Here is a 25,191-nt window from a genome sequence, read left to right on the forward strand (position 1 = left end):
CGCCGGGCGCCGCCGAGCGCCTTGCCGGTCAGCCGCGCGTGAGCAGCAGCCGCTCGGCCAGCGCGAAGTCTTCCGGCCAGGTCACCTTGAGGTTGGCCACGGACGCCTTCACCAACCGTGGCGACAAGCCCAGGCGCTCGACGGCGCTGGCCTCGTCGGTCGCGGCGGCACCCATCGCGGTCAGCGCGCGCTCGACCAGCGCGAGGCGGAACATCTGCGGCGTCTGTGCGACCCATTTGTCGCGGCGGTCCACGGTGGCGGTGACGCGGCCCGCGGCGTCGCCGACCTTCAGCGTGTCGGCCACCGGCTGGGCGAGCAGGCCGCCGACGGCGTCGTGATCGCAGGCGTCGATGAGCGCCTCCACCCACTCGGGTTGCAGCAGGCAGCGTGCCGCGTCATGCACCAGCACCCAGTCGTCGTCCAGCGCGCCGCGCCGGCGCAGTTCGGCCAGACCGCCCAGCACGCTCTCGGCGCGGCTCGCGCCGCCCACGCGGGCGAGCCAGCCGGCGTAGCCTGGCAGCGCGGCCTCGAAGCGCTCGTCCGCCGGTGACAGCACCACCAGCGTCTGCACGATGCGCGGCACCGCCGCCAGCGCGGCCAGCGCATGCGCCAGCATCGGCTGGCCGGCCACGGTCACGTATTGCTTGGGTTGCCCGGCGCCGGAGCGCTCGCCGACGCCGGCGGCCGGCACGATGGCATAGCAGCGCGGGCTGCGCGCAGTGGAAGCGTTCATGGTGCGGATTAGAGCAACAGGTAGTCCACCGGCTCCAGCGGCGGCGGCGGTGCCGGGTCGCCCAGCGCCTGGCGCATGTCGATCTCGATGCCGCGGCAGATCGCGTCCAGCGGCAGGTCGTTGGCCTGGGTGCCGAAGGGCTCCTCGATCTCGTCGCCCAGCATGTCCAGCCCGAAGAAGGTGTAGGCCACGATGGCGACGACGACAGGCGTCATCACACCGATGGAGTCGACGAGGCCGAAGGGCAGCAGGAAGCAGTAGAGATAGGCCGTTCGGTGCAGCAGCAGCGAATAGGCGAAGGGCAGCGGCGTGTTGCGGATGCGCTCGCAGCTGGCCGCCGCGGCCGTCAGCCCCGACAGCGTGGCGTCCAGGTGAGCGGCGCGCACGCTGTCCAGCAGGCCGTCGCGGCGGCACTGCGCGAGGTCGGCGCCCATCGCCAGCATCAGCGTCGCGGGCCGGTTGTGCGCGCCGGCCAGCGCCTGGCGGTCGCCCGGCAGCAGCAGGCCGTCCAGCCCGGCCTCGTCGGTCGGGCGGTCGCGCAGCAGGTGCTTCAGCGTCGTACAGAAGGCCACCGTGCGCAGCAGGAGGCGCACGCGCACGTCGGCCAGGTCGCGCGGGTCGGCGGGCGCTGACGTCGCTGAAGGCGGGTCGATCAGGTGCAGCGCCTGGCGGGCCAGGTTGCGCGAGCGCAGCAGCAATTCGCCCCACAGCTTGCGCGCTTCCCAGTAGCGGTCGTAACAGGCGCTGTTGCGAAAGCCCAGGAAGATGGCCAGCGGCAGGCCCATCAGCGTGAATGGGATGGTGGACACCAGCACCGCATCGTGGCCGGCCAGCGCGTGGTGGGCGATGGTGACGGCCACCGCCAGAAGCACGTTGGCGATCAGCACTGCGCGGATGCGGCCCAGGATGGAGCCGCGCAGCACGAAGAACAGTTGCAGCGCGGTGGGGCGGTCTCGCAGGATCATGCCGGCATTGTCGCCAGCGCTGGCCCGCGGTCAGTCGTCGTGGCCGGGGCTCTGGCGTGCCAGCCGCCGCAGCAGGCCCGGCCAGGCGAGCTGGGCACCGGAGCCGCGCATGACCTTGTCGCTTTGCGCGCGGATGCCGGCCAGGATGGGTGCCGGGATGCGGATCAGCTCACCGCCACCGGCCTGTGCGGCGATCTGGATCTCGCAGGCGCGCTGCAGCATGAACATCTTCAGGAAGGTGTCCGCCGCGCTGCGCCCCAGCGTCAGCAGGCCATGGCTGCGCAGGATCATCAGCGACGTGGTGCCGAGGTCCGCCACCAGGCGCGCCTTCTCGTCCGGGTTCAGCGCCACGCCCTCGTAGCCGTGATAGCTCAGGCTGGCCAGCGGGAACAGGCTGTGCTGCGACAGCGGCAACAGGCCGTCCTTCTGCGCGCTGACGGCGATGCCGGCCACCGTGTGCAGGTGCATGACGAACTGCGCGTCCTCGCGCGCCTCGTGCACGGCGCTGTGGATGATGAAGCCGGCCGGGTTCACGTCGTAGTCGCTGGCCTCGACCTTCTCGCCGGCCTGATCCACCTTCACGAGGCTGCTGGCCGTGATCTCCTCGAACATCATCCCGTAGGGGTTGATGAGGAAGTGATGCTGCGGCCCCGGCACGCGCGCCGAGATGTGCGTGAAGATCAGGTCGTCCCAGCCGTGCAGCGCCGCCAGCCGGTACAGCGCCGCAAGGTCGCAGCGGACGGCCCATTCCTCGGGGCTGATGTGGGCGGGCTTGGACATGGTTGTCTCCTTGGGATGTCGTGCAGCCAGCATAGACCGCAGCCGCTGGCCACGGTGTCGCCTGTGTCGGCCGCCGCAGTCGCGTCGGGGACAATCGCGCGGCCCATGCTGATCTCCGACCTCCGCCAGCGCCTGCGCGCGCTCGGCGCCAACCCCGCCCATGAATCCCGCGTGCTGCGCCACTGGGTGCAGGCGCTGCCGCTGGACGCCGGCAAGCAGCCGCTGCAGGGCTGGCTGCCGAAGGCGGTCATGCAGACCCTGCCGGCGCTGATGGCCGAGTTGGACGGCCTCGTCACGCTGCGCAGCGAGCACGCCGGCAACGACGGCCAGTCGGCCCGCCTGCTGCTCGGCTTGACCGATGGCCAGACCGTGGAGACCGTGCTGCTGCCCCGCGACGGCGTCTGCGTGTCCAGCCAGGTGGGCTGCGCGGTCGGCTGCCGTTTCTGCATGACGGGCACCGAGGGCCTGATCCGCCAGGTCGGCGATGCCGAGATCGTGGCGCAGGTGGTGGTGGCGCGGCGCAAGAACCCGAAGCTGCGCAAGGTCGTCTTCATGGGCATGGGCGAGCCGGCGCACAACCTCGCCAACGTGCTGGACGCGATCACGCTGCTGGGCCGCGAAGGCGGCTTCGCGCACAAGCAACTGGTGTTCTCCACCGTGGGCGACCCACGCGCCTTCGCGGCGCTGAACGAGGCCGACGTGAAACCGGCGCTGGCGCTGTCGCTGCACACGACGGACGCAGCCAAGCGCGCCGAACTGCTGCCGCGCGCGCCGCGCCTGTCGCCCGAAGAACTGGTGGACGCCGCCGAGGCCTACGCCCGCGCCAGTGGCTATCCCATCCAGTACCAGTGGACGCTGCTGGCCGGCGTCAACGACGGGCCCGAGGAGCTGGACGGCATCGTGCGCCTGCTCAAGGGGCGCTACGGCCTGCTGAACATGATCCCGTTCAACAGCGGGCCCGGCCTGCCCTTCTCGCGGCCGGGCTGGGAGCGCGCCCGCGCCATCGCCGCCGAGCTGTCGGGCCGCGGCGTGCTGACCAAGCTGCGCGACTCCGCCGGCCAGGACGTGGAAGGCGGCTGCGGCCAACTGCGCGCACGTGAAGCGCGGGGCCGGATCATCCCGTTGCACCACGCACGCTGAAGCCGCCATCTAGCAGCACTTTTGTTGCCGGATTGATGCTGAGCCCCCGCAAGCCCGGGGGGGCAAATACGCCGATTCATCACAGAGCCCAACCCCCATAGAGTCGGCGCAGGTGTGCAGACGCCATGGATGGCGCACCGCCACCCAAAGGTTAAGGCCCCAAAACGGCCTTTCACTTTTTAACGAGGGCATCATGAATTTCAAGAAATCCTGCCTCTTCGCACTGACCGGTATTGCCCTGGCCGCTTCGGCCCAGGCGGACGGCCTGTACAGCGAGAGCTTCGACAACCTGGCCGCCACCGGCTGGATCCTGACCAACAACAGCAGCCCCGCCAGCCTGACCTGGTTCCAGGGCAACCCCGACATCTTCGCGGCGCAGGCTGGCGCGAGCGGCGCCTACGCCGCAGCCAACTTCAACAGCGCCGTGGGCAGCGGTTCGATCTCCAACTGGCTGATCAGCCCCGAGATCACGCTGGGCAGCGCCTCCGTGCTGACCTTCTACGTGCGCACCGAAGCCGTCAGCGGCTACCAGGACGCCCTGAACGTCTACTTCCACGCCGGCTCCGACAGCACGACCGCCAGCTTCACGACGGCGCTCACGTCCATCACCGCCGCCCAGGGTTGGACGCAGTACACGGTCACCCTGCCCAGCGCCGCCACCGGCCGCATCGCCTTCGAGTACACCGTGGGCAACGCCGACAACGCGAACTACATCGGCCTGGACACGCTGCAGATCTCGGCCGTGCCCGAACCCGCGACCTACGGCCTGATGGCCCTGGGCCTGGTCGGCATCGCGGCGCTGCGCCGCCGTTCGGCCGCCTGAGCGCGCCTGCGCGCCTCATCCCACCCATTCATCCGCACAAGGACTCCCCCATGTCGCTGAAGAAATTCGCATCGCGTCGCCCCGGCCTGGCCGTGGCGATCGCCGCGGCCGCGCTGATGGCCGCCACGTCGGCCCACGCCAGCAAGGTCGTCAAGGACGCCCAGACCGGCCAGCTGCGCGCCCCCAACGCTGAAGAAATCGCCGCCGAGCAGGCAGCCGCTGCCGCCAAGTCGGCCATGTCGCGCACGGTCGCCCAGCCGCGCGGCCTGCTGACCGGCAAGGTCAACCCGCAGCCCGTGACGCATGCCAACGGCATGGTGTCCATGGAGCTCGACGAGAGCACGCTGCAGTACTCCACCGTCACGCGCAACGCCGACGGCACCCTGAGCTTCGACTGCGTGACCGGCAAGGACGCCGCCGACGCCGTCGTGAAGGGCACGAAGAAGGCACACGCCCACGTGCACGCCGCCAAGGAGCAGACCTATGAAAAGTAAGCAAATCTTCAAGCTGCTGGCCAGTGCCGCAGCCGTGTCCGCCGGCCTGCTGGGCCTCGCAGGCCAGGCTCAGGCCGATGTGCAGATCATCATCAACAACATCAACGCGGCCGGCGTCGGTTTCAACGACACCACGCCCGTGGACCCCGTTGGTGGCAACACCGGCACGACGCTCGGTGAACAGCGCCTGATCGCCTTCACCTACGCCGCCAACCTGTGGGGCAAGTCGCTGACCAGCCCGGTGCCGATCTACATCAATGCCCAGTTCTCGGCCCTGACCTGCACGGCCACCAGCGCCACGCTGGGCAGCGCCGGCACCACCAGCGTCTTCCGCGACTTCGCGAATGCCCCCAAGGCCGGCACGTGGTACTCCTACGCGCTCGCCAACAAGCTGGCCGGCGCCTACCTGGGCACGGCCAACGCCGCGCAGATCAACGCCAACTTCAACATCAACCTGGGCAAGACCGGCTGCCTGGACGGCCAGCCGTTCTACCTGGGCCTGGACGGCAACCACGGTCCGAGCGCGGTCGACTTCATCGCCACGCTGCAGCACGAGATGGGCCACGGCGTGGGCTTCCAGACGTTCACCAGCGGCAGCACGGGCAACCAGCAGGGCTACGTGAACGCGTCCAATCCCGGCTACCCGTCGGTGTGGGACCACTACCTCATGGGCAGCGCCACCGGCAAGCTGTGGAAGGACATGACCGCTGCCGAGCGCGTGGCTTCGGCCATCAGCGTGGACAAGCTGGTCTGGACCGGCTCCAACGTGACGACGCTGGCACCCCAGGTGCTGCGTGTGGGCGTGCCCAAGGCCACCATCACCGGCTCTGCGGCCGGTACGGCAGCTGGCCTGTACGCCACCGGTGAAGCATCGTTCGGCCCCTCCGTGGCTGACGCGCCCAAGTCCGGCACGCTGATGCCCATCGTGCCGACGTCGACCGCCGACACCAGCGCCATCGGCCTGAGCCTGGGCTGCGACCCGCTGACGGGCAACAACGCCAAGGCCGCGCAGGGCAACATCGTCCTGATCAGCCGGGGCAGCTGCAACTTCGCCGTCAAGGCGCGCAACGCGCAGGACGCCGGCGCCATCGGTGTGCTGATCGTCAACAACGCCGCAGGCGTGGCCGGCATGAGCGGCGCGGACGCGGCGCTGGTGATCCCGACGCTGATGATCGACCAGACCGTCGGTGCCAACCTGCTGGCCAAGCTGGCCACGCGTTCGCGCACCAGCTCGGGTGTCCAGGCGACGATGGCCCTGTCCGGCACGCAGCTGGCCGGTGCCGACGCGCTGGGCCGCCTGATGATGTACGTCCCGAACCCGTTCGTCAGCGGCTCGTCGGTCTCGCACTTCGACACCACCGCCACGCGCAACCTGCTGATGGAGCCGGCCATCAACGGCGACCTGACCCAGTCGGTCATCCCGCCGTTCGACCTGACGCTGCCCCTGTTGAAGGACATCGGCTGGTAATCCGCCGCCCGGCGTTCACAAGCCTGAAGGGCACGGCATCCGCCGTGCCCTTTTTTCATGGGCTCAGCGGGCGCCGGCCGAACGGCGGCGCCAAGCCAGGCCCCCCAGGCCCAGCGCCAGCAGCAGCGCGGCGCTCGGCTCCGGCACGGCGCTGATGTCCGTGTAGACGCCGTCGAAATAGGCCACGCCCTGCACGCCATTGACCGTGAGGCCGGCGAGCAGCGTCTGGAAGCCGGCGTCGCCGAGCTGGTTGCCGGTGAAGCGCAGCGCGAAGGCGCCGGTGCCGGTCAGGCTCAGCGTGGCGCCGCTGGCGAGGCTGCCGAGCGCGCCGAAGCTCAGCGCCGAGCTGCCCAACTCCACCGTCGAGCTGCCGCTCAGCAGCAGCGTCGCGAAGCTCTGGTCGCCGCCCAGCACCAACGTGCCACCGGCCAGCTCCAGCGCACCGGCGGCATCCAGCCGCTGCGCGCCGGCGAGTTCCAGCGTCGCGCCCGGCGCGATGACGGTCTTGCCGGTGTAGCTGCTCGCGCCGCTGAGCACCACGCGGCCGCTGTCGATGCGCACGCTGGCGAAGTTGGACAGCGCCGATGCGTAGGCAAAGCTCTGGCCCGCACCGGGGTCGATGCGCAGGCTGCTGGTGCCGCCTGAGCCGCCGTCCATGCTGCCCAGCACCTGTGCCTGGCCGCCGGCGATGGTGATGCTGCTCTGCCCGCTGCCGAGCTGGATGGCCCTCCCGCTGGCGCTGCCGTCGATGAGGCCACGGTTGACGAGGGTGGTGGCGTAGTCGTTCGCGACGACGATGGCTGCGCTGCCGGCGCCGCCCTGCAGCGTCGCGCCGGCCTCGTTCTGGATGCTGACCGTGCGGCCGCTGCCGTTCAGGCCGCCGGCGTAGACCGCCGCATCGCTCTGGCCGCGGATGACGCCGCCGGACTGGTTGATGACGACGGCATTGGCGTAGATGGCCTCGCGCTGGCCGGCGTTGGCGCCGCTGGTGATGTCGTTGCCCACCAGCGAGATGCCGCGGCCGACCGCGTTGGTGTTGCCCGTGGCCACCAGGCCTTCGATGAGGCCGGCGTTGGTGATGCTGCCGCCGCCCACCGACAGGCCTTCGCTGTACGCCAGGCCCGAGGCCACCGCGCTGAAGGAGTTGGCCGAGCGGATGACGCCGGTGGCGGTGTTGGTCAGCATCACCACGCCGTCCACGTCCACGCCGTCGCCGTCGCCGGTGACGCCGCGGCCGACGATGGTGCCGGCGTTGTAGACGGTCACCACCTGCAGGCCGTTGAAGCCGTCGAGGTTCAGGCCCGAGCCGTTGTCACCCTGGATGACACCGCCCACGTTGTTGGTGATGCTCATCGTGTGGGCCAGCAGCGCCGTGTCCTGGCCGCCGGTGATGCCGTGGCGGGCGCCCTGCACGAGGCCGGCGTTGATGACCTGGATGCCCGAGTTGGCCTGGCCGTCGATGCCGTCGCTGCTGGAGCCGGTGGCCGTGACCGAGACGATGCTGCCCCAGTTGTTGACGACGCCGTTCACGCCCGGCCGCACCGCGTCGGCCTCGGTGGACTTCATCAGCCCGCCGGCATAGTTGTTGACGACGTTGCTGCCGCTGGCGATGGCATTGAAGTCCACCACCTGGTTGCCGGCCGCCGATGCGTTCAGCGAGATCATCTGGCCGTAGTTGTTCAGCACGACGCTGGCCGGGCTCTTGTTCATCTGGATGACGTCGGCGTCCGCGGCCTGCATCAGCGCCGTGGCGTTGCTGGCGCTGCCGTTCGTGATGACGAGGCCGCTCACGCCGGTGTTGTCGCGGATGACGCGGCCCGTGCCGGTCTGCGTGATGCTGCCCAGGTTGGTCAGGCTGGCGTTGTTGCCGGTGACCGTCACCGCCACCGTGGCGCCCGACACGGCCAGCGAACCGCCGGCCGCGACCGAGCCGGTCTGCGACGCCGCCAGGCTTTGCGCCGTGGTGGACGCGCCGGTGATGGCGAAGCTGGCCGCCTGCGCCTGCACGCCCACGCAGGCGAGGCAGGCCAGCGCGACGAGGCGCAGGGGAGCGGGAGCGGCAGGGGCGAAGCGGTGTGTCATGGCAGGCGCGGCAGGCGGGTCAAAACCCGCCACGCTAGCCTCGCGCTGTGTCAGGCCGATGACGCCGCGACGCGCTCAGCTGCCGCGGTAGGCGTCGGCGTCCAGGCCAAGGCGGCGGATGCGGTCGTGCAGCGTCTTGCGCGCCAGGCCCAGCCGTTCGCCGGCCTTGGCGATGTTGCCGCCGCTCTCCTGCAGCGCCTGCACGATCCACTGGCGCTCCATGGCAGCCAGCGCCTCGTCCAGCGGCGCCTGCGGCAGGGCGGCGGGCTGCGCGGGCGTGGGCGGCACGGGCGCGGGCGTCTCGGCGACCAGGCCCAGCACCCAGCGCTCGGCGAAGTTGCGCAGCTCGCGCACATTGCCCGGCCAGTCGCGGGCCTGCCAGGCCGCGAACTGCGCCGCCGTCCAGGCCGGCACCGGGCGCTGCAGCCGCTCGGCCGCCTGCGCGCAGAAGTGGCCCAGCAGCAGCGGGATATCGTCGCGGCGCTGGCGCAGCGGCGGCAGCGCGATGCTGGCGACGTCGAGGCGGTAGAACAGGTCTTCGCGGAAGCGGCCTTCCCCGGCCATGCCCAGCAAGTCAACCTTGGTGGCCGCGACGATGCGGCAGGCCAGCGGCACCGCCGTGTTGGCGCCCAGCCGCTCGACGCTGCGCTCCTGCAGCACGCGCAGCATCTTGACCTGCAAGGCCATGGGCATGGACTCGATCTCGTCGAGGAAGACCGTGCCGTCGCCCGCAAACTCCAGCTTGCCGATGCGGCGCTTGTTGGCGCCCGTGTAGGCACCGGCCTCGGCGCCGAAAATCTCGGACTCGAACACGCTCTCGGGCAGCGCGCCGCAGTTGATCGCGACGAAGGCACCGCGGGCGCCGCTGGCCGCATGCAGCGCGCGGGCGACAACCTCCTTGCCCGTGCCGGTCTCGCCGTGGATCAGCACGTCCACGCGCGCCGGGCCCAGCGTGCCGATCAGCGTGCGCACCTGCTCCATCGCGGCACTGGCGCCCAGCAACCCATCGGCCGGGCCGCCGCCCAGCTGCGCCTTGAGACGGCGGTTCTCCAGCACCAGGCGGCGCTGCGCCAGCGCGCGGCGCACCACTTCCACGAGGTGCTCGGCCGAGAACGGCTTCTCGATGAAATCCCACGCGCCATCCCGCATCGCCTCCACGGCCATGCCGATGTCACCGTGGCCGGTGACGAGGATGACGGGCAGCGCCGGGTCCTGCTCCTTCAGGGCCTGCAGCAATTGCAGGCCGCTGTCGCCGGGCAGCTGCACGTCGCAGACGACGACGCCGGCAAAACCCGGCGGCAGCCAGGCGCGCGCGGCCTCGGCGGAATCGACGCTGTGGGTCTGCAGCCCGGCCAGCCGCAGGCTCTGCGAGGTGGCCAGGCGCACGTGCTCGTCGTCTTCGACGAGCAGCACATCGGTGGGGTCGGTCCAGGCCATGCGGGGATTGTGTCGATTCAGGCGAGCGGCAGGCGCAGCGTGAACTGCGCACCGCCTTCGGGTCTGTTGACGCCTTGCAGCGAGCCGCCGAGCGCGTTGGCGATGGAGGCCGAGATGGACAGGCCCAGGCCCAGCCCGTCGCCGCGGCGCTTGGTGGTGAAGAAGGGTTCGAAGAGCCGCGCCTGCACGGCGTCGCTCAGTCCTGCGCCGTCGTCGGCGACACGCAGCAGCGCCTGTGCGCCGTCAACCTCCGCCTGCAACGTCACACGGCCGCCACCTTTCTCGGCGCTGGCGTCGATGCCGTTGCGCAGCAGGTTGACGAGCACCTGCTCGACGCGCACCTGCTGGCCCAGCACGGCCAGGCCGTCGGGCACCGGCGGGCAGTCCAGCGTCACGCGCTGGCGGCGCGCCTCGGCGCCGACCAGCGCCACCGCGGCCTGGAATGCAGAGGCCACCGGCACCGGCTGCACGCGCAGCTCGTCGCGCCGCGCGAAGCCCTTGAGCTGCGCGACGATGGCGGCGATGCGCTGCGTGAGGCTGTCGATGGCCTGCAGGTTGGCCTCGGCATCGGCCTGCATGCCGCGGTCCAGGAACACGCGGGCGTTGTCGTTCAGCGCCCGCAGCGCCGCCAGCGGCTGGTTGATCTCGTGCGTGATGCTGGCCGCCATCTGGCCCAGCACGGCCAGCTTGCCGGCCTGCACGAGGTCGTCCTGCGTGGCGCGCAGCGTGCGCTCGGTGCGGTGCAGTTCGTCCACGCGCGCCTGCAGCTCCTGCGTGCGCGCGGCGATGCGCGCCTCCAGGCCGTCGTAGGCGGCGCGCAGTTCGCCCTCGGCGGCCAGGCGCTCACGGGCGCGGCGGCGGCGCAGCTGCAGGTAGGCGAGCAGCAGCAGCAGCGACACCCAACCCAGCGCCACGGCCCAGGCGCGGCCGGCGGCGATCTGCTCGGCGCCGCGGATCTCGGTGAAGGACAGCAGCGTCCAGCCGCGGCCGTCCACGGCCTGCTCGGTGACCAGTGCGCGCAGCTTCGCCGACGCGGTGGCCACGCGCTCCACGCGCAGCGCGCTGGACACGCGCGACGGCTCGCGCGCCAGCACCGCCAGCGGCAGGTCGCCGTATTGCTGCGTGTCGTGCAGCTCGGCGCGCGCGGCCGGCGACAGCAGGCCCAGCGTGCGGTACTTCCACTCCGGCCGGCTGGCCAGGAAGACGACGCCGCGCGCATCGGCCAGCATCAGGTCACCCGCGCTGCGCGCCCAGTTGGCTTCCATCTCGTCCAGCGACACCTTCAGCACGACAACGCCCGCCGCCGGGCCGTCCAGCCGATGGGCGATGAAGTAGCCCGGCGTGCCGGTCGTCGAGCCGCGCGCATAGAAGTGCCCGCCGCCACGGGCCATCGCATCGCGGAAGTACGGCCGGTAGGCGTAGTTCTGGCCGACGAAGGTCTGCGCGTCGCGCCAGTTGCTGGAGGCTAGCGTCAGGCCGTTGGCGTCGACGAGGAAGATGGCCGCCGCGGCCGCGTCGCGCGCCACGTCGACGAGCAGGTCGTTGACCTCGGCCACCCGCGCCTTCGAGGCCGGCTGGGCTAGCAGCCCGGCCAGGGCCGGATGCCGGGCCAGCACCTGCGGCACGGCCTCGTACTTGTCCAGCGTGCCCGTCAGCTCGTGGGCGACGAAGCGCAGGTGGCGCTGCGCGTCGTCCTGCGTCTGCGCCAGCGCCAGGTCCAGCGACAGCCGCCACGCGCCGTAGGCCAGCGCGGCGCCGCCCAGCACCACCGCCAGCAGCAGCGCGAGGCTGCGGTGCCAGCGGGGGCGTTTCATCGCGTCAGGCATGCAGTATTTTCGGGCCGAGCGCCGGGCCGGTCCCAAGCCGGCCCGCGATGGCGATGTGCGTGGCGGTCGAACCGCCACGCATCGCCGCCCCCCTCGGGGGGCGGACCCGCGTACCCGCGGGGCCAGGGGCTCACATCAAGCGGCTTCGGCATCAATGCGCGAATGCTTGCGCGTGTCACGCATCAACAGGTAGACGAGCAGCGAGCAGGCAATCACCGCGGTAGCGTACCAATAGAAGCCGCTCTCCATGCCCTGCTGCTTGAACCACAGCGCGATGTACTCGGCGCTGCCGCCGAACACCGAAACCGCGATGGCATACGGCACGCCCACGCCGGTGGCGCGGATGGAGGCCGGGAACAGCTCGGCCTTCACGACCGCGTTGATGGACGTGTAGCCGCTGACGATGAGCCAGGCGCAGGCGATCAGGCCGAACGCTTCCCACGGGCCTTGCGCGTGGCGGATGGCCGTCAGCAGCGGCACCGTGAACAGCGTGCCCAGGATGGCGAAGCCCAGCAGCAGCGGCTTGCGGCCGATCTTGTCCGACAGTGCGCCGTACAGCGGCTGCAGCAGCGCCGCGAAGATCAGGCTGCCGGCCGAGACGGCGGTGGTCTGCGCGTCCGTCAGGCCCACCGACAGCTTCAGGAACTTCTGCATGTAGGTCGTGTAGACGTAGAACGCCAGCGTGCCGCCCATCGTCAGGCCGATGACGATCAGGCATTCGCGCGGATGCTGCATCAACAGCTTGAAGCCGCCCATGCGGTCCTTGTTGCGCGCCTTCTCGGCCTTGAACGCACCGGTCTCCGGCAGGTCGGACCGCATGATGAGCGCCACGATGGCCAGCCCCGCGCCGATGAAGAACGGGATGCGCCAGCCCCAGGCCTTGAGCTCCGCGGTGTCGAGCACGAAGTTCTGCAGCACCAGCAGCACAACCAGCGCCGTCAGCTGGCCGCCGATCAGCGTCACGTACTGGAAGCTGGAATAAAAGCCCCGGTGCTTGGAAGTCGCCATCTCGGACAGGTAAGTCGCGCTGGAGCCGTACTCGCCGCCCAGGCTCAGGCCCTGCAGCAGGCGCGCGACGAGCAGGATGATGGGCGCCCAGACGCCGACCGACGCGTAGGTGGGCGAGCAGGCGATCAGCAGCGAGCCGCCGCACATCAGCAGCACCGACAGCATCAGCGCCAGGCGCCGGCCGTGGCGGTCGCCGATGTAGCCGAACAGCAGTCCGCCGATGGGGCGGATGAAGAAGCCGAGCGCGAAGATGGCCGCGGTGGACATGGACTGCGCCACCGGGTCGCTCGACGGGAAGAACGACGCCGAGAAGTACAGTGAGAACGCCGCGTAGCAGTAGAAGTCGTACCACTCGACGAGGTTGCCGATGGAGCCGACGAAGATGGCCTTGACGCGCTTGAACTCGATGGGGTCCGGCGCGTTGGCCCCTGCGGCCGAGGCCGGCGGAAGGATCGCTGACATGCTGTCTCCTGGGTTTGTGTGCCCCAGCATGAGCAGCTTGCGTGCCAAGCCTGTGCGCGGGCCGCACCAGGGTGGCGCGACGTGTTCAGGTCGTCAGGGCGGCGGATTTCCGCCGATATGGCGCATCTGGCATCCGCCGCCGGCGGGAATTCGCCGAAACTCAGAAGCGCAGGTCGATGCGCGCCATGTCGAACCGCGTGCCGTCGCCGTCGGGCCGCACGCTGACGACGCGAAAACTCTTGGCCGTGCCGACCCGGTACTCGTAGTCACCCGCCTTGGGCTCCTTGCCATCGCAGCTCAGCTTGTCGGAGTCCTTGGGCGGCTTGACGCGTGCGGCCGGGTCGCGGCAGTCCAGCACGTCGCCATAGCGGCCCAGCGCCTTGGCATAGAAGGCGGCCACGCGCTCGGTGGACGCGGCGGTGCGGAACTTCAGCGCCTGCACCTTCAGCCCGAAGGTGCCCACCCAGGCGCCCACCGTCACCGCGGCCTTGTCGTCGCCGCTTTCCTTGAATGGCACCGAGCCGGCGTAAACGGGCAGACCCAGGTCGGCAGCCTCGGTGCGGCCGTGGCCTTCGATGCCCATGCTGAATTCGTTGTCACCGGCGTGGGCGACGGATGCAACGGATGCGGCGAGCAAGAAAGCCCAGGCGATGAGGCTGCGGCGCGGGTTCATGACGATCTCCTGAGTGTGGGTGTCAGGGCCTCACGCTACGCAGCGCCCTGCCCGGCCGCCAGCCCACCGCGACGAATTGCGCGGCGGCGCGGACAGGCTGCGCCGCCGCCCGACGGCCGCGTCAGCCGCGCTTGCGCTGCGCCACCCAGTCCTGCACCAGTTCGCGCAGCACCGGCAGCGGCACCTGGCCGGCGGTCAGCACGACGCGGTGGAAGGCCTTGATGTCGAACTTCGCGCCCAGCGCCGCCTCGGCCTCGCGGCGCAGCTTGGTGATTTCGAGCTGGCCGATCTTGTAGCCCAGCGCCTGGCCCGGCCAGACGATGTAGCGCTCGACTTCCGACACCACGTCGCTCTCGGCCATCGACGAGTTGTCCAGCATGTACTGGATGGCCTGCTCGCGCGTCCAGCCCTTGGCGTGCAGGCCGGTGTCCACCACCAGGCGCATGGCGCGCAGTTGCTCGTCCGACAGGCGCCCGTACCACTGGTAGGGGTCGGTGAACAGGCCCAGTTCCTTGCCGATGCTTTCGGCATAGAGCGCCCAGCCTTCGACGTAGGCCGTGTAGTGGCTGCCGAAGCGGCGGAACTTGGGCAGGTTCTGGTCTTCCTGCGCGATGGACACCTGGAAGTGGTGGCCGGGCGAGGCCTCGTGCAGCGACAGCGTCTCCATGCCGAAGATGGGCTGGGCCTTCAGGTTGAAGGTGTTGACGTAGAACACGCCGGGCCGCGAGCCGTCGGCGGACGGGCCCTGGTAGGACGCACCCGCCGCGCTCTCGGCCCGGAAGGCCTCGACCTCGCGCACTTCGTAATCGGCCTTCGGTTGAATGTCGAAGAGCTTGGGCGTCAGGCCGTTGATCTTCTTCTGCAACTCGCGGTAGCCGGCCAGCAGGTCCTCCGGCTTGCTGTAGTAATACTTGGGGTCGTCCTGCAGGTGCTTGAAGAAGGCCTTCAGGTCGCCGGGATAGCCGACCTGCTTCCGCACCGCCTCCATCTCGCCCAGGATGCGGGCCACCTCTTTCAGGCCGATCGCGTGGATCTCGTCGGGCGTCAGGTCCACCGTGGTGGACTGCTGCACGCGGTACGCGTACCAGGCCTTGCCGTCGGGCAGCGCGGTCCAGGCGGTGCTGGCGCGGGCCTTGGGCGTGTACTCGTCACGCACGAAGGCCTGCAGCCGCGCATAGGCGGGCAGCACCTGGTCCGCCAGCAGCTTGCGCATCGCGGCGGTGATGCGCTCGCGGTCGGCGGCGGGCACGGCGTCGGGGAAATTCTTGACGGGGCCCCAGAACAGGCTCTTCTCGGGATCGGTCACGGCCAGCGCCTGCAACTGCGGCAGCACCTTGTCCATCACCGCCCGCGGCTGCACGACGCCGGCCTTCATGCCGTCGCGCATGTTGGCGATCATGCCGTCGAAGGTGGGCACGGCCAGCGCCAGGCGCTTGAGCCAGTCGTCGTAGTCCTTGGTGGTCTTGAACGGCTGGATGGACTTGCCGGAGCCCATCTGCGCCAGGAAGCTGGGCATGCCGCCGATCTGGCTGATGGGCTGCATCCAGCCCGGGAAGCGCTCGCCGGCCAGCGCGCGCTCCAGGTCCAGCTTCAGGATGCTGAACGAGACGCGGTCCCTGGGCGCCAGCTTGTCCTTGCTGAAGCCGCCGAGCGCCTTGATCTGCTGCTGCAGTTCGCGCCTGGCCTGTTCGCGGTAGGCCGCGGTCGTCGTGTCGACCAGCCGGTCGTTGTAGCGCGGGTCGCCCAACGACGTGGCCAGCACCGGCTCGCGTTCCAGCGTCTGCTCCCACTGGGCGTCCAGCCACTGGTGGAAGCGTTCGCTCTCGGTCGGTGCGGCCCAGGCGGGCAGGCTCAGCAGGACGGACGTCGAAAGCAGGCTGAGAACGTGGCGGCGGCGCATGGCATCTCCGGTTGCGAAGGCGCGCATGCTATCCAAACGCCCTGCTGACAGCCGAAGGACATGGCGTCCCTAGAATTGCCGCACGCCCCGTTCCGGGGCTGCTGTCGTTTGTAGGCCCTGATGAATCTGCCCTCGCTGCCGGCCGTCCAGCCCGGCAAGAAGTTCACCCACGCCCGCCCGCTCGGCTCGGCCGACGCCCTGCTGCTCGCGCGCTTCGTGCAGCAGCAGCGCGACGCCGGCCGCCTGGCCGCGATCTTCACCGCCGAGCCGGGCGACACGCAGCGGCTGGAGGACGAGCTGAAGTTCTTCGCGCCCGAGCTGAAGGTGGCCGTGTTCCCGGACTGGGAGACGCTGCCCTACGACAGCTTCAGCCCGCACCAGGACTTGATCTCCGAGCGGCTGGCCACGCTGTGGGAGCTGCTGCAGGCGAAGAAGACCAAGACCATCGACGTGGTGCTGATGCCGGCCGCCACGGCGCTGACGCGGCTGGCGCCGCCCAGCTTCCTGGCCGGCACGACCTTCAACTTCAAGCAGAAACAGCGCCTGGACGAAGCCTCGCTGCGCTCGCAGCTGACGCTGGCCGGCTACACGAACGTCAGCCAGGTCGTGCAGCCGGGCGAGTACGCCGTGCGCGGCGGCCTCATCGACCTGTTCCCCATGGGCTCGGCCGTGCCCTACCGCGTGGACCTGTTCGGCGACGAGGTGGACTCCATCCGCACCTTCGACCCCGACACCCAACGCAGCCTGTACCCGGTGCCGGACGTGCGCCTGCTGCCCGGCCGCGAGTTCCCGATGGACGACGCGGCGCGCAAGAAGTTCCGCGAGCGCTGGCGCGAGAAGATGGACGGCGACCCGACCAAGTCGCGCCTGTACCGCGACATCGGCGACGGCATCGCCTCGGGCGGCATCGAGTACTACCTGCCGATCTTCTTCGAGCAGACGGCCACCGTCTTCGACTACCTGGGCGCCGAGGCCGGGCTGGCCCTGCACGGCGAGGTCGACGAAGCCATCCAGCGCTTCTGGACCGACACCAAGGAGCGCCACCGCTTCCTGCAGCACGACCCCGAGCGGCCGCTGCTGCCGCCCGGCGAACTGTTCCTGACCACCGAGGACTTCTTCGGCCTGGCCAAGCCGCACGCCGTGCTGTCCGTGCGCGGCAACGACCCCGTCGATTTCGCGCGGCCGCTGCCGGACGTCAGCGTGGAGCGCGGCGTGCAGGAGCCGCTGGCGCGCCTGTACAAGCATCTGCAGGCGACGCCGCACCGCGTGCTGCTGCTGGCCGAGAGCGAAGGCCGCCGCGAGAGCCTGCTGGAGCAGTTGCGCGACCACAAGATCGACCCGCCGTCGGTCAAGGACCTGGCCGAGTTCCAGGCCAGCGACGAGAAGTTCGCCATCACCGCGGCGCCGCTGGCCCAGGGCTTCTTCTGGAACGACCCGGCCCAGCCGCTGCAGTTGATCACCGAGACGGAGCTGTTCGCGACGACGCCCACCACGCGGCGCCGGCGCAAGCAGGAGCAGGTCAGCGACGTCAACGCGCTGATCAAGGACTTGTCGGAGCTGAAGGTCGGCGACCCGGTGGTGCACATCAACCACGGCATCGGGCGCTACCAGGGCCTCATCAACATCGACGTGGGCGATGGCAGCTCCGAGTTCCTGCACCTGGAGTACGCGGACAAGGCGACGCTGTACGTGCCGGTGGCGCAGCTGCACCTGATCGGCCGCTACACCGGCGTATCGGCCGAAGAAGCGCCGCTGCACAAGCTCGGCTCCGGCCAGTGGGAAAAGGCCAAGCGCAAGGCCGCCGAACAGGTGCGCGACACCGCCGCCGAACTGCTGAACCTCTACGCCCGCCGCGCGGCCCGGGAAGGACACGCGTTCCGCTACTCGGGCCAGGACTACGAGGCCTTCGCCGCGTCGTTCGGCTTCGAGGAAACGCCCGACCAGCGCGCCGCCATCCACGCGGTCATCCAGGACATGATTTCGCCCAAGCCCATGGACCGGCTGGTCTGCGGCGACGTGGGCTTCGGCAAGACCGAGGTGGCACTGCGCGCGGCCTTCGTCGCCGTCATGGGCGGCAAGCAGGTGGCCATCCTGGCGCCCACCACGCTGCTGGCCGAGCAGCATTACCAGAACATCTCGGACCGCTTCGGCGCCTGGCCGGTGAAGGTGGCGGAGATGAGCCGCTTCCGCTCGGCCAAGGAGATCAAGGCGGCGATGGAGGGCATCGCCGACGGCTCCATCGACATCGTCGTCGGCACGCACAAGCTGCTGTCCGCCGAGGTCAAGTTCAACCGCCTGGGCCTGCTCGTCATCGACGAGGAACACCGCTTCGGCGTGCGCCACAAGGAGGCGATGAAGGCCATGCGCGCCGAGGTCGACGTGCTGACGCTGACCGCCACGCCCATCCCGCGCACGCTGGGCATGGCGCTGGAAGGCCTGCGGGATCTGTCCGTCATCGCCACCGCGCCGCAGCGGCGCCTGGCCATCAAGACCTTCGTGCGCGCCGAGAGCAGCGGCACCATCCGCGAGGCGGTGCTGCGCGAGCTGAAGCGCGGCGGCCAGGTCTACTTCCTGCACAACGAGGTCGAGACCATCGAGAACCGGCGCCAGAAGCTCGAAGAGCTGGTGCCGGAGGCCCGCATCATCGTCGCCCACGGCCAGATGCCCGAGCGCGAGCTGGAGCGCGTCATGCGCGAGTTCGTTGCCGGCAAGCACAACCTGCTGCTGTGCTCCACCATCATCGAGACCGGCATCGACGTGCCCTCGGCCAACACCATCGTCATCAGCCGCGCCGACAAGTTCGGCCTGGCGCAGCTGCACCAGCTGCGCGGCCGCGTCGGGCGCTCCCACCACCAGGCCTATGCCTACCTGATGGTGCCGGACATGCAGGGCCTGACCAAGCAGGCGCTGCAGCGGCTGGACGCCATCCAGGCGATGGAGGAACTGGGCTCGGGCTTCTACCTGGCCATGCACGACCTGGAGATCCGCGGCGCGGGCGAGATGCTGGGCGAGAACCAGAGCGGCAACATGATGGAGGTGGGGTTCCAGCTCTACAACGACATGCTCAACGAGGCCGTGCGGTCTCTCAAGGCTGGACGCGAGCCAGACCTGCTCAGCCCGTTCGCAGCCACCACCGAGATCAACCTGCACGCGCCCGCCCTGCTGCCCGACGCCTACTGTGGCGACGTGCAAGTGCGCCTGTCGCTGTACAAGCGCCTGGCCACGGCCGAGAAGAACGAGCAGATCGACGCCATGCTGGAGGAGATCACCGACCGCTTCGGCAAGCTGCCCACGCAGGGTCAGACCCTCTTCGACACGCACCGCCTGCGCGTGCTGGCCAAGCCCTACGGCGTCAGCAAGATCGACGCGTCGCCGGCACTCATCAACGTGAACTTCCGCAAGAACCCGCCCATCGATCCGATGCGCGTCATCGAGCTGGTGCAGAAGAACCGCAACATCAAGCTGGTCGGCAACGAGAAGCTGCGCATCGAGAAGGCCTTGAGCAGCCCGCAGGACCGGGCGCAGGCGGTGCGCGAGGTGTTGCGGCTGCTGGGGCAGCCGGTGAAGGCTGCATAGACCCGCGCGCCTTGGATGGGTCGGGCCCGTGACCGGGATAATCGTCCGCAGTTCCCGCTTCGCACCGACACCGTGACCTCCACCGCTCCTGCCGGCCTCGTCGTCAATGCCGGCTCCGCACTGCCGCCGCTGTCGTTCTTCAAGCTCGCCGCGTTCGACATGGATTCGACGCTGATCGGCATCGAATGCATCGACGAGATCGCCGCGCTCGCCGGCAAGGGGCCCGAGGTGGCCGCCATCACCGAAGCGGCGATGCGCGGCGAGATCACCGATTTCAGGGACAGCCTGCGCCGCCGCCTGGCCCTGCTGGCCGGCGTGCCCGCCACGGTGCTGGACCGCGTGCTGGCCGAGCGGCTGACGTTCAACCCCGGCGCGCGCGAGTTGTGCGCGGCGATGAAGGCCGCGGGCCTGAAACTGGTGCTGGTGTCGGGCGGCTTCACGTACTTCACGCGGCACGTGGCAGCCGAGCTGGGCATGGATTTCGTGCGCAGCAACGAGCTGGAGATCGTGGACGGCGCCCTCACCGGCGGCCTCGTCATGCAGGACTGGGGCGACATCTGCGACGGCGAGCAGAAGCGCCGGATGCTGCTGGACTGCTGCGCGCGCACCGGCTGCTCGCCCGAGCGGGCGATGGCCGTGGGCGACGGCGCCAACGACCTCTTGATGATGGGGGCGGCCGGCCTGTCGGTCGCGTATCACGCCAAGCCCAGGGTGCGCGAGCAGGCCATGGTGGCCATCAACGACGGCGGGCTGGATCGCTTGCTGGAGCTCGTGAGGCCATGAGGCTGGCGGCGCTGCTGCTGGCCTGCACCCTGCCGGGGCAGGTGCACGCCGCAGAGCCGCCGCTGCGCTTCATCGCGCCGCTGAACCATGCGATGCCGTTCGGCGGCTTCGAGCAGGGCCGGTTCGTGAGCGGCATCGTCAAGGACATCAGCGACGCGCTTGCCGAGCGCATGGGCCGTGCCGTCGAGTACGTCGCCGTGCCGCCCCGGCGCGTCGCGCAGGTGCTGGCTGCCGGCGAGGCCGACGGCGTGTGCTACGTCGCGCGGGACTGGATCGACGGCAGCTTCCACTGGAGCCCGCCCGTGCTGGAGCACGCCGGCGTGGTGGCCGCGCACCCGCAGGCGCCGGCTATCACGGGCATCGCCGACCTCGCCGGCCAGCCGCTGGGCACCGTGCACGCCTACCGCTACCCGCAGTTCGAGCAGGCGCTGGGCACGGGGTTCGTGCGCGACGACGCGCCCAGCATGCTGATCAACCTGCGCAAGCTGACGGCGCACCGCACCCACTACGCGCTGACCGAGCAGATCACGCTGGCGTATTACAACAAGCTGCACCCCAGGGACGGCCTGAGGGCCGCGCTGCAGACCGCCCGCTACCGCACGCACTGCGCCTTCACGCTGGCGCGCAAGCTGCCGCTGGAGCGGCTGGATCAGGCCGTCAGGGAGATGGTGCGCGACGGCAGCGTGGAGCGCATCCTGTCGCGCTACCGCTGACCGCCGCGCCTGTCGGCCGCCTCAGCGCTGCGGCTGGCGACGCCGCGCGATCCCGCCCACGGCGGCCAGGCCGGCCAGCATCAGCGCATAGCTCTCGGGCTCCGGCACGGCGGTGACGGCCAGCACGTCGGCGACGATGGGCGCGCTGGTGGCGGTGGCGCTGGTGGTCCAGTTGCCCTCCACGGCCAGCGCGGCCTTCAGCTCCTCCAGCGACGCATACGGCGTGTCGGTGGTCGTGATCTGCGCCGTGAACTGCGTGTAGCGCGTGTCCGCGCTGCCGCGGAACTCGCGCACCTGGATGCCGCTCAGGCCGGTCGCGGCGAACGGGTTGTCCGACGTCGCATACGGCGTGGCGCGGTTGCTGATGGCGCCCAGGAAGGTGATGGACCCCGGCTGGTAGTTCGTCGCGTACGACGCCGCCTGGTAGGCGTACAGGATGTCGCCGCCGCTGGAGATGTTGGACGCGCCGCCGTTCAGGTTGGTGACCGTGCCATTGGCCGTGCCGCCGGCCGCGCCGGACTTGGCCGCGTACTGCCCGTTGACGCCCGTGCCCAGCAGCGCCACCGAGGTGCCGGCGGCCACGTCGGCCGAGGCCGTCCAGGACCAGAAGGTCTCGGCGGTCGCCGAGAACACACCGGCCGACGGCGTGGTCTGCAGCACGTTGGTGTCGGTGAAGTAGATCGTCGTGCCGGCGGCGAGGTCGACGAAGGTCACGAAGGACCAGCCACCCACCGTGGTGTTGACGTTCAGGCCGGTGAAGGCGAAGTCGCTGGTGCCCAGCGAGGTGCCGGCGGCCTGTGCGCCACCGAGGGAGGCGGCCAGGGCCGCGAGGGCGATCAGCTTGCTGATGTGCTTCATGGAATGTCTCCGTTGTCGTGGGGGTGTCAGGCGCGGCGGCGGCGCGCGAGCGTGAGGACGGCGAGGCCGCCCAGCGCCAGCAGCGCGGACGCCGGCTCGGGCACCGGCGCGGCCAGCACGAGGTTGTCGATGGCGATGCCGTAGTAGCTGTCGCGGTTCGTCAGCGTGAAGCCGGCGATGTCGGCCGCGCCGCCGGTGCGGGTGAAGGCATAGAAGCCGTCGCTGCGGCCGCCGAGGTCCACCGCCTCGATGAGGCTGCCGTCGCTGCGGTACAGGCTCAGCGTGATGGCGCCGCCATCGGCGTCGCGCAGTTGCAGGCCCAGGCCCGACACCGGTGCGGCGAAGCGGGCCGAGATCGCGCCGAAGCCGAACGGGTCGCTGCCGTCGGCGTTCTGCGGGCCGATGCCGGCCAGCGCGGCACCATAGCCGTCACCGTAGTGGTAGGCCCCCAGGTTGGCACCCAGCGCGCCGGCCAGCAGTGTCAGGCCCGCGGTGGGGCTGCCGAAGCTGAGGTCGTCGAACCAGTCCTGCGCGACCGCGCCCGGGCGCGGCGCCTTCGCGATGGCCAGCTCCTGGCCGGCGAAGCGCTCGCCGAACTGCACGCCGCCGCTGGTCAGCAGGCCTTCGATCAGCACGCTGTCGAACGGGTTGGCCAGCAGCTCGTTGAAGCTGACCGTGGTGGCCGCGGTCAGCGAGGCGTAGGCCACCTCGGTGGTCGCGCCGGCCCAGGCGGGGCCGAACGGCAGGGCCATCGAAAGGCTGCACAGCGCGGCAGCCAGCAGTTGTCGTTTGAACTTCATGGGTAGGTCTCCTTGGGGGTCCGGTCAGCGGCCGCCGCCGACGATGGTCACGTTGTCGAAATCGGCCGTGACGACTGCGCTGTTGCTGCCTGAGGACAGCGCCAGGCCCACGACCATCGTGGCGGCCGTGACGCTGAGGTTGGTCTTCTCGGCCCAGGTCACGCCGTCGCTGGATGCGGCCGAGTACACGGCGTTGCCGCGGCGCTGCACGCGCACCCAGACCGGCGGCGTCGAACTCGTGAAGCCGCTGAGGTTGGCGCGGTTGTTGCCGTTGGTGGCCGCGCGGATTTCGCCGGTGCTGGCATAGCGCGCCGTCCAGGCGTAGACGGGTGTGCCGCTCACGCCGTCGGCCGCGACGATGCCGGCGCGGGCCGAGTCTGCGCTGCCGCCCTGGCTGACGAGGCGGGCCGTGAACGTGAAGTCGCCCACCAGCGCCGTGTACTTGAAGTTGAAGGTGTAGGGGCTGCCCGTGTTGATGACACCGGCACCGGACAGCGTGTAGGTGCCGGTCTCCTGCACATAGGCCGCCGCGGGCACGGGCACCGTGACCAGCGGGCTCAGCACCGCCTCGCCGCCGCCGTCGCTGCAGGGCAGCGTGACGGTGCAGGCCGTGCCGGGGATCAGCGGCGGCGGGTTGGGCGTGGGCGACGGGGCCGGGCTCGGGGACGGGCTCGGGCTGGGGGAAGGCGACGGAGACGGAGACGGAGACGGTGTCGGCGCCGGGCTGGGCGCGGGCGAGCCGGGCAGCGGCGACGGCGCCGGACCTTGCGTCGCGTACAGGCCCAGGCGGCCGGCGCCGGACGTGGTGCGGATCGCGTCGCGGATGCTGTCCGCGCTGCGCACCGTGTAGGCGTAAGGCGGCACCCAGTTCTGCTTGACGGGCAGGCTGTCGCAGCCCTGCAGCTCGACGTCGATGACCGAGGTCATCGGCTTGCCGTCGTCACCCTTGTCGCTGATGAAGCGGTGGCCGCTGCTGCGGAAGCTGATGGCGTCCTTGCCGCCGGCCAGCTTGCCGCAGACCTCCTTGGGCTTGAGGCCGGTGAACTCGTAGAAGTTGTTCTCCGAGATCACGTCGGACTGGTAGCGCACGTCCAGGCCCGAGCCGAACTTGCGGTCGCTGTCGCTGGTGGAGGTGCTGCCGGCGATGAGGTTGTTGTACAGGTGCAGCTGGCCGAAACGCACCAGCGGCAGGCGGCTGTAGGCGTGGTCCCACCAGTTGCCGGTCAGCGTCACGTGCAGGCGGCCGGCGTCGCTCCAGGCGCGGCCGGAGTCGCCGTTGCCGACCAGGCTGTTCTTGTGGTGCTTCGTGAAGATGCTGTTGGAGACGGTGACGTAGTCGCTGCCGCGCACGATGTCCAGCGCGCCGTCGTGGCGGGTGTCGCTGGCCAGCGAGTCGGGCGTGTCGCCGTCGCTGATGGTCACGTGGTCGAACCAGATCTGCTGGCCGCGCGTGATGGTCACGCCGTCCATGTAGGCGTTGTCGCTGTCCTCGGGGTTGACGTCCCAGGGCGTGTCGATGGCGAGGTTGCGCACGATGATGTTGCGCGTCCAGGTCGGGAACAGCTCCGGGTCCTTGCCCGCGGCGACCCAGGCCTTGAAGTCGGCCTCCGAGCCGGCCGCCGTCGTGGCGGCCTCGATGCCGATGAGGATCTGCGTGCCGGTGATGCGCGCCGGGCGGCCGTTGCTGTCGTTGATGCCGACCAGCGTGGTGTTGGACGGGATGGAGAACGAGCCGCCGTTCTTCTGGTCCAGGAAGCCCGTGTACTCCTCGAACACCGTGTTGTTGTCGCGCCAGCGGAAGTCGATGTGGCCGACGATGCGGATGATCTTGGGCTCGTTCTTCGCCTCGCGCAGCGCGGCGAGCAGCTGCTCCTTGTTGAACACCGTGTAGATGCGGTTGGGCGCGGCCGACGAGCCGCCGGTGACCAGCACCTTGCCCTTGCGCGACTGGCCGTGCCAGCCGATGTCGGGCGCGGTCTCGCGTTCGAAGGTCAGCGTGCCGCCGGTGGGGTCGACGGTGGCGAACTGCCAGGCTGGCAGCTTGGGCGCGGCGCGGTAGTTGCTCGGGTTGTGCAGGCCGCTGATGGTGGTGGGCGCGGCATAGGTGCGGTCGCCGATGTCGAACAGCAGCGGCGCCGTGGTGTCGGTCAGGCTGACGGCGTCGATGACGGGCGCGGGCGCCGGCGGGATGGGCCGCGGGTCGCGGGCGGCTGCCGTGGCGGCGGCCCGCACGGTGGCGGATTCGCCGGCCGTGGCGTCCAGGCGGGCCGCCGTGGCCTGCTGGCTGGATTGGAGGCTCAGCGTCGACGCGCCGTCCTGGCCGCCGCCACAGGCAAGCAGGCCGAGCGAGATGGACGAGGCGAGGAGGCCTCGCCGCGGGATGCGTGGGGTCATGACTGTCTCCTGGCGCTGCGCTCACGGCGCGCGCCTAGTTGTGCTTACTGCGGCAGTCCGCCGTGCCGCCGCTCGCCGTCTGGCGGGCACAGGCCCGCCCCGCACCGGCCCGTCAGGGGTGGCGCATGCAGCGTGGGGACAGCAACGAACGGGAGGGAGTCGGCGGCAGGCCGAGGGGTGCTTCAGCCCGCGCGGGCACCGGCTCGCAGGGGCATCGGGAGGGAGAGCGGACGCGGCAGGCGCCTCGCACTGCCCGGCCGGCTGGATCCGCGGCCA

Annotated in this window: 19 protein-coding genes; 7 read left to right on the plus strand and 12 right to left on the minus strand. The window is 70.4% G+C overall.

Annotated features, from left to right (window positions below):
* Nucleotides 1-28: 28 nt before the first annotated feature.
* Genes ispD through ACO07H_RS16940 form a run of 3 tightly spaced genes read right to left on the minus strand, consistent with a single transcriptional unit; the run spans nt 29 to nt 2,478 of the window.
* Nucleotides 29-733: a 2-C-methyl-D-erythritol 4-phosphate cytidylyltransferase gene (gene ispD, locus ACO07H_RS16930; protein WP_422016233.1), complete on the minus strand. Its 705-nt coding sequence runs from the start codon at nt 731-733 to the stop codon at nt 29-31.
* An 8-nt stretch (nt 734-741) separates the two neighbouring features.
* Nucleotides 742-1,698, minus strand: coding sequence for a bestrophin family protein (locus ACO07H_RS16935; RefSeq protein WP_422016235.1), 957 nt, complete (start codon nt 1,696-1,698; stop codon nt 742-744).
* 30 nt (nt 1,699-1,728) lie between these two features.
* A complete protein-coding gene (locus ACO07H_RS16940; RefSeq protein WP_422016237.1) occupies nt 1,729-2,478 on the minus strand; it encodes a class II aldolase/adducin family protein in 750 nt (249 codons plus the stop codon).
* A gap of 105 nt (nt 2,479-2,583) precedes the next feature.
* Here ACO07H_RS16940 and ACO07H_RS16945 point away from each other — a divergent pair, with 105 nt between their 5' ends.
* From ACO07H_RS16945 to ACO07H_RS16960, 4 genes are all read left to right on the plus strand, one after another.
* Nucleotides 2,584-3,618, plus strand: a complete 1,035-nt coding sequence (locus tag ACO07H_RS16945) for an RNA methyltransferase (protein WP_422016239.1) — start codon at nt 2,584-2,586, stop codon at nt 3,616-3,618.
* A gap of 193 nt (nt 3,619-3,811) precedes the next feature.
* Entirely contained in the window at nt 3,812-4,441 is a 630-nt protein-coding gene (locus ACO07H_RS16950; RefSeq protein WP_422016241.1) for a choice-of-anchor J domain-containing protein, read from the plus strand.
* Nucleotides 4,442-4,491: 50 nt separating this feature from the next.
* Entirely contained in the window at nt 4,492-4,935 is a 444-nt protein-coding gene (locus tag ACO07H_RS16955) for a post-PEP-CTERM-1 domain-containing protein (RefSeq protein WP_422016243.1), read from the plus strand.
* Entirely contained in the window at nt 4,925-6,403 is a 1,479-nt protein-coding gene (locus tag ACO07H_RS16960; protein WP_422016245.1) for a PA domain-containing protein, read from the plus strand. Before ACO07H_RS16955 ends, ACO07H_RS16960 begins: the two co-directional genes overlap by 11 nt.
* A 63-nt stretch (nt 6,404-6,466) precedes the next feature.
* Here the strand turns inward: ACO07H_RS16960 and ACO07H_RS16965 are convergent, their stop codons facing one another.
* The 6 genes from ACO07H_RS16965 to ACO07H_RS16990 form a co-directional block, all read right to left on the minus strand.
* On the minus strand, nt 6,467-8,485 hold the full coding sequence (locus ACO07H_RS16965; RefSeq protein ID WP_422016247.1) for a beta strand repeat-containing protein: 2,019 nt from the start codon (nt 8,483-8,485) through the stop codon (nt 6,467-6,469).
* A 75-nt stretch (nt 8,486-8,560) separates the two neighbouring features.
* On the minus strand, nt 8,561-9,922 hold the full coding sequence (locus ACO07H_RS16970; RefSeq protein WP_422016249.1) for a sigma-54-dependent transcriptional regulator: 1,362 nt from the start codon (nt 9,920-9,922) through the stop codon (nt 8,561-8,563).
* Between the two features lie 17 nt (nt 9,923-9,939).
* Nucleotides 9,940-11,736 carry an ATP-binding protein gene (locus ACO07H_RS16975; protein ID WP_422016251.1) on the minus strand — a complete coding sequence of 599 codons (1,797 nt, stop codon included), beginning with the start codon at nt 11,734-11,736 and terminating at the stop codon, nt 9,940-9,942.
* A gap of 147 nt (nt 11,737-11,883) precedes the next feature.
* Complete coding sequence (locus ACO07H_RS16980; protein ID WP_422016253.1) at nt 11,884-13,218, minus strand: MFS transporter; 1,335 nt, start codon at nt 13,216-13,218, stop codon at nt 11,884-11,886.
* A 160-nt stretch (nt 13,219-13,378) separates the two neighbouring features.
* Complete coding sequence (locus ACO07H_RS16985) at nt 13,379-13,891, minus strand: hypothetical protein (protein WP_422016255.1); 513 nt, start codon at nt 13,889-13,891, stop codon at nt 13,379-13,381.
* Nucleotides 13,892-14,012: 121 nt separating this feature from the next.
* On the minus strand, nt 14,013-15,791 hold the full coding sequence (locus ACO07H_RS16990; RefSeq protein WP_422016257.1) for a DUF885 domain-containing protein: 1,779 nt from the start codon (nt 15,789-15,791) through the stop codon (nt 14,013-14,015).
* Nucleotides 15,792-15,911: 120 nt separating this feature from the next.
* Here ACO07H_RS16990 and mfd point away from each other — a divergent pair, with 120 nt between their 5' ends.
* From mfd to ACO07H_RS17005, 3 genes are read left to right on the plus strand one after another with little or no spacing between them, the layout of a single operon-like run.
* Nucleotides 15,912-19,367: a transcription-repair coupling factor gene (mfd, locus tag ACO07H_RS16995; protein ID WP_422016259.1), complete on the plus strand. Its 3,456-nt coding sequence runs from the start codon at nt 15,912-15,914 to the stop codon at nt 19,365-19,367.
* A 15-nt stretch (nt 19,368-19,382) separates the two neighbouring features.
* Entirely contained in the window at nt 19,383-20,150 is a 768-nt protein-coding gene (gene serB / locus ACO07H_RS17000) for a phosphoserine phosphatase SerB (protein WP_422016261.1), read from the plus strand.
* Nucleotides 20,147-20,863 carry a substrate-binding periplasmic protein gene (locus tag ACO07H_RS17005; RefSeq protein WP_422016263.1) on the plus strand — a complete coding sequence of 239 codons (717 nt, stop codon included), beginning with the start codon at nt 20,147-20,149 and terminating at the stop codon, nt 20,861-20,863. Before serB ends, ACO07H_RS17005 begins: the two co-directional genes overlap by 4 nt.
* 21 nt (nt 20,864-20,884) lie before the next feature.
* On the opposite strand, the gene ACO07H_RS17010 is transcribed toward ACO07H_RS17005, so the two are convergent.
* The 3 genes from ACO07H_RS17010 to ACO07H_RS17020 are packed head-to-tail and all read right to left on the minus strand — an operon-like array spanning nt 20,885 to nt 24,915.
* The gene (locus ACO07H_RS17010) at nt 20,885-21,721 is read right to left on the minus strand and encodes a PEP-CTERM sorting domain-containing protein (protein ID WP_422016265.1); all 837 of its coding nucleotides are present in this window, start codon (nt 21,719-21,721) and stop codon (nt 20,885-20,887) included.
* A gap of 26 nt (nt 21,722-21,747) precedes the next feature.
* Nucleotides 21,748-22,521, minus strand: coding sequence for a PEP-CTERM sorting domain-containing protein (locus ACO07H_RS17015; protein ID WP_422016267.1), 774 nt, complete (start codon nt 22,519-22,521; stop codon nt 21,748-21,750).
* A 24-nt stretch (nt 22,522-22,545) separates the two neighbouring features.
* Nucleotides 22,546-24,915: a pectate lyase family protein gene (locus ACO07H_RS17020; RefSeq protein ID WP_422016269.1), complete on the minus strand. Its 2,370-nt coding sequence runs from the start codon at nt 24,913-24,915 to the stop codon at nt 22,546-22,548.
* Nucleotides 24,916-25,191 lie beyond the last annotated feature (276 nt).

The organism is Roseateles sp. (assembly GCF_965229315.1).
In the GTDB taxonomy this organism is placed as follows: Bacteria; Pseudomonadota; Gammaproteobacteria; order Burkholderiales; family Burkholderiaceae_C; genus Pelomonas.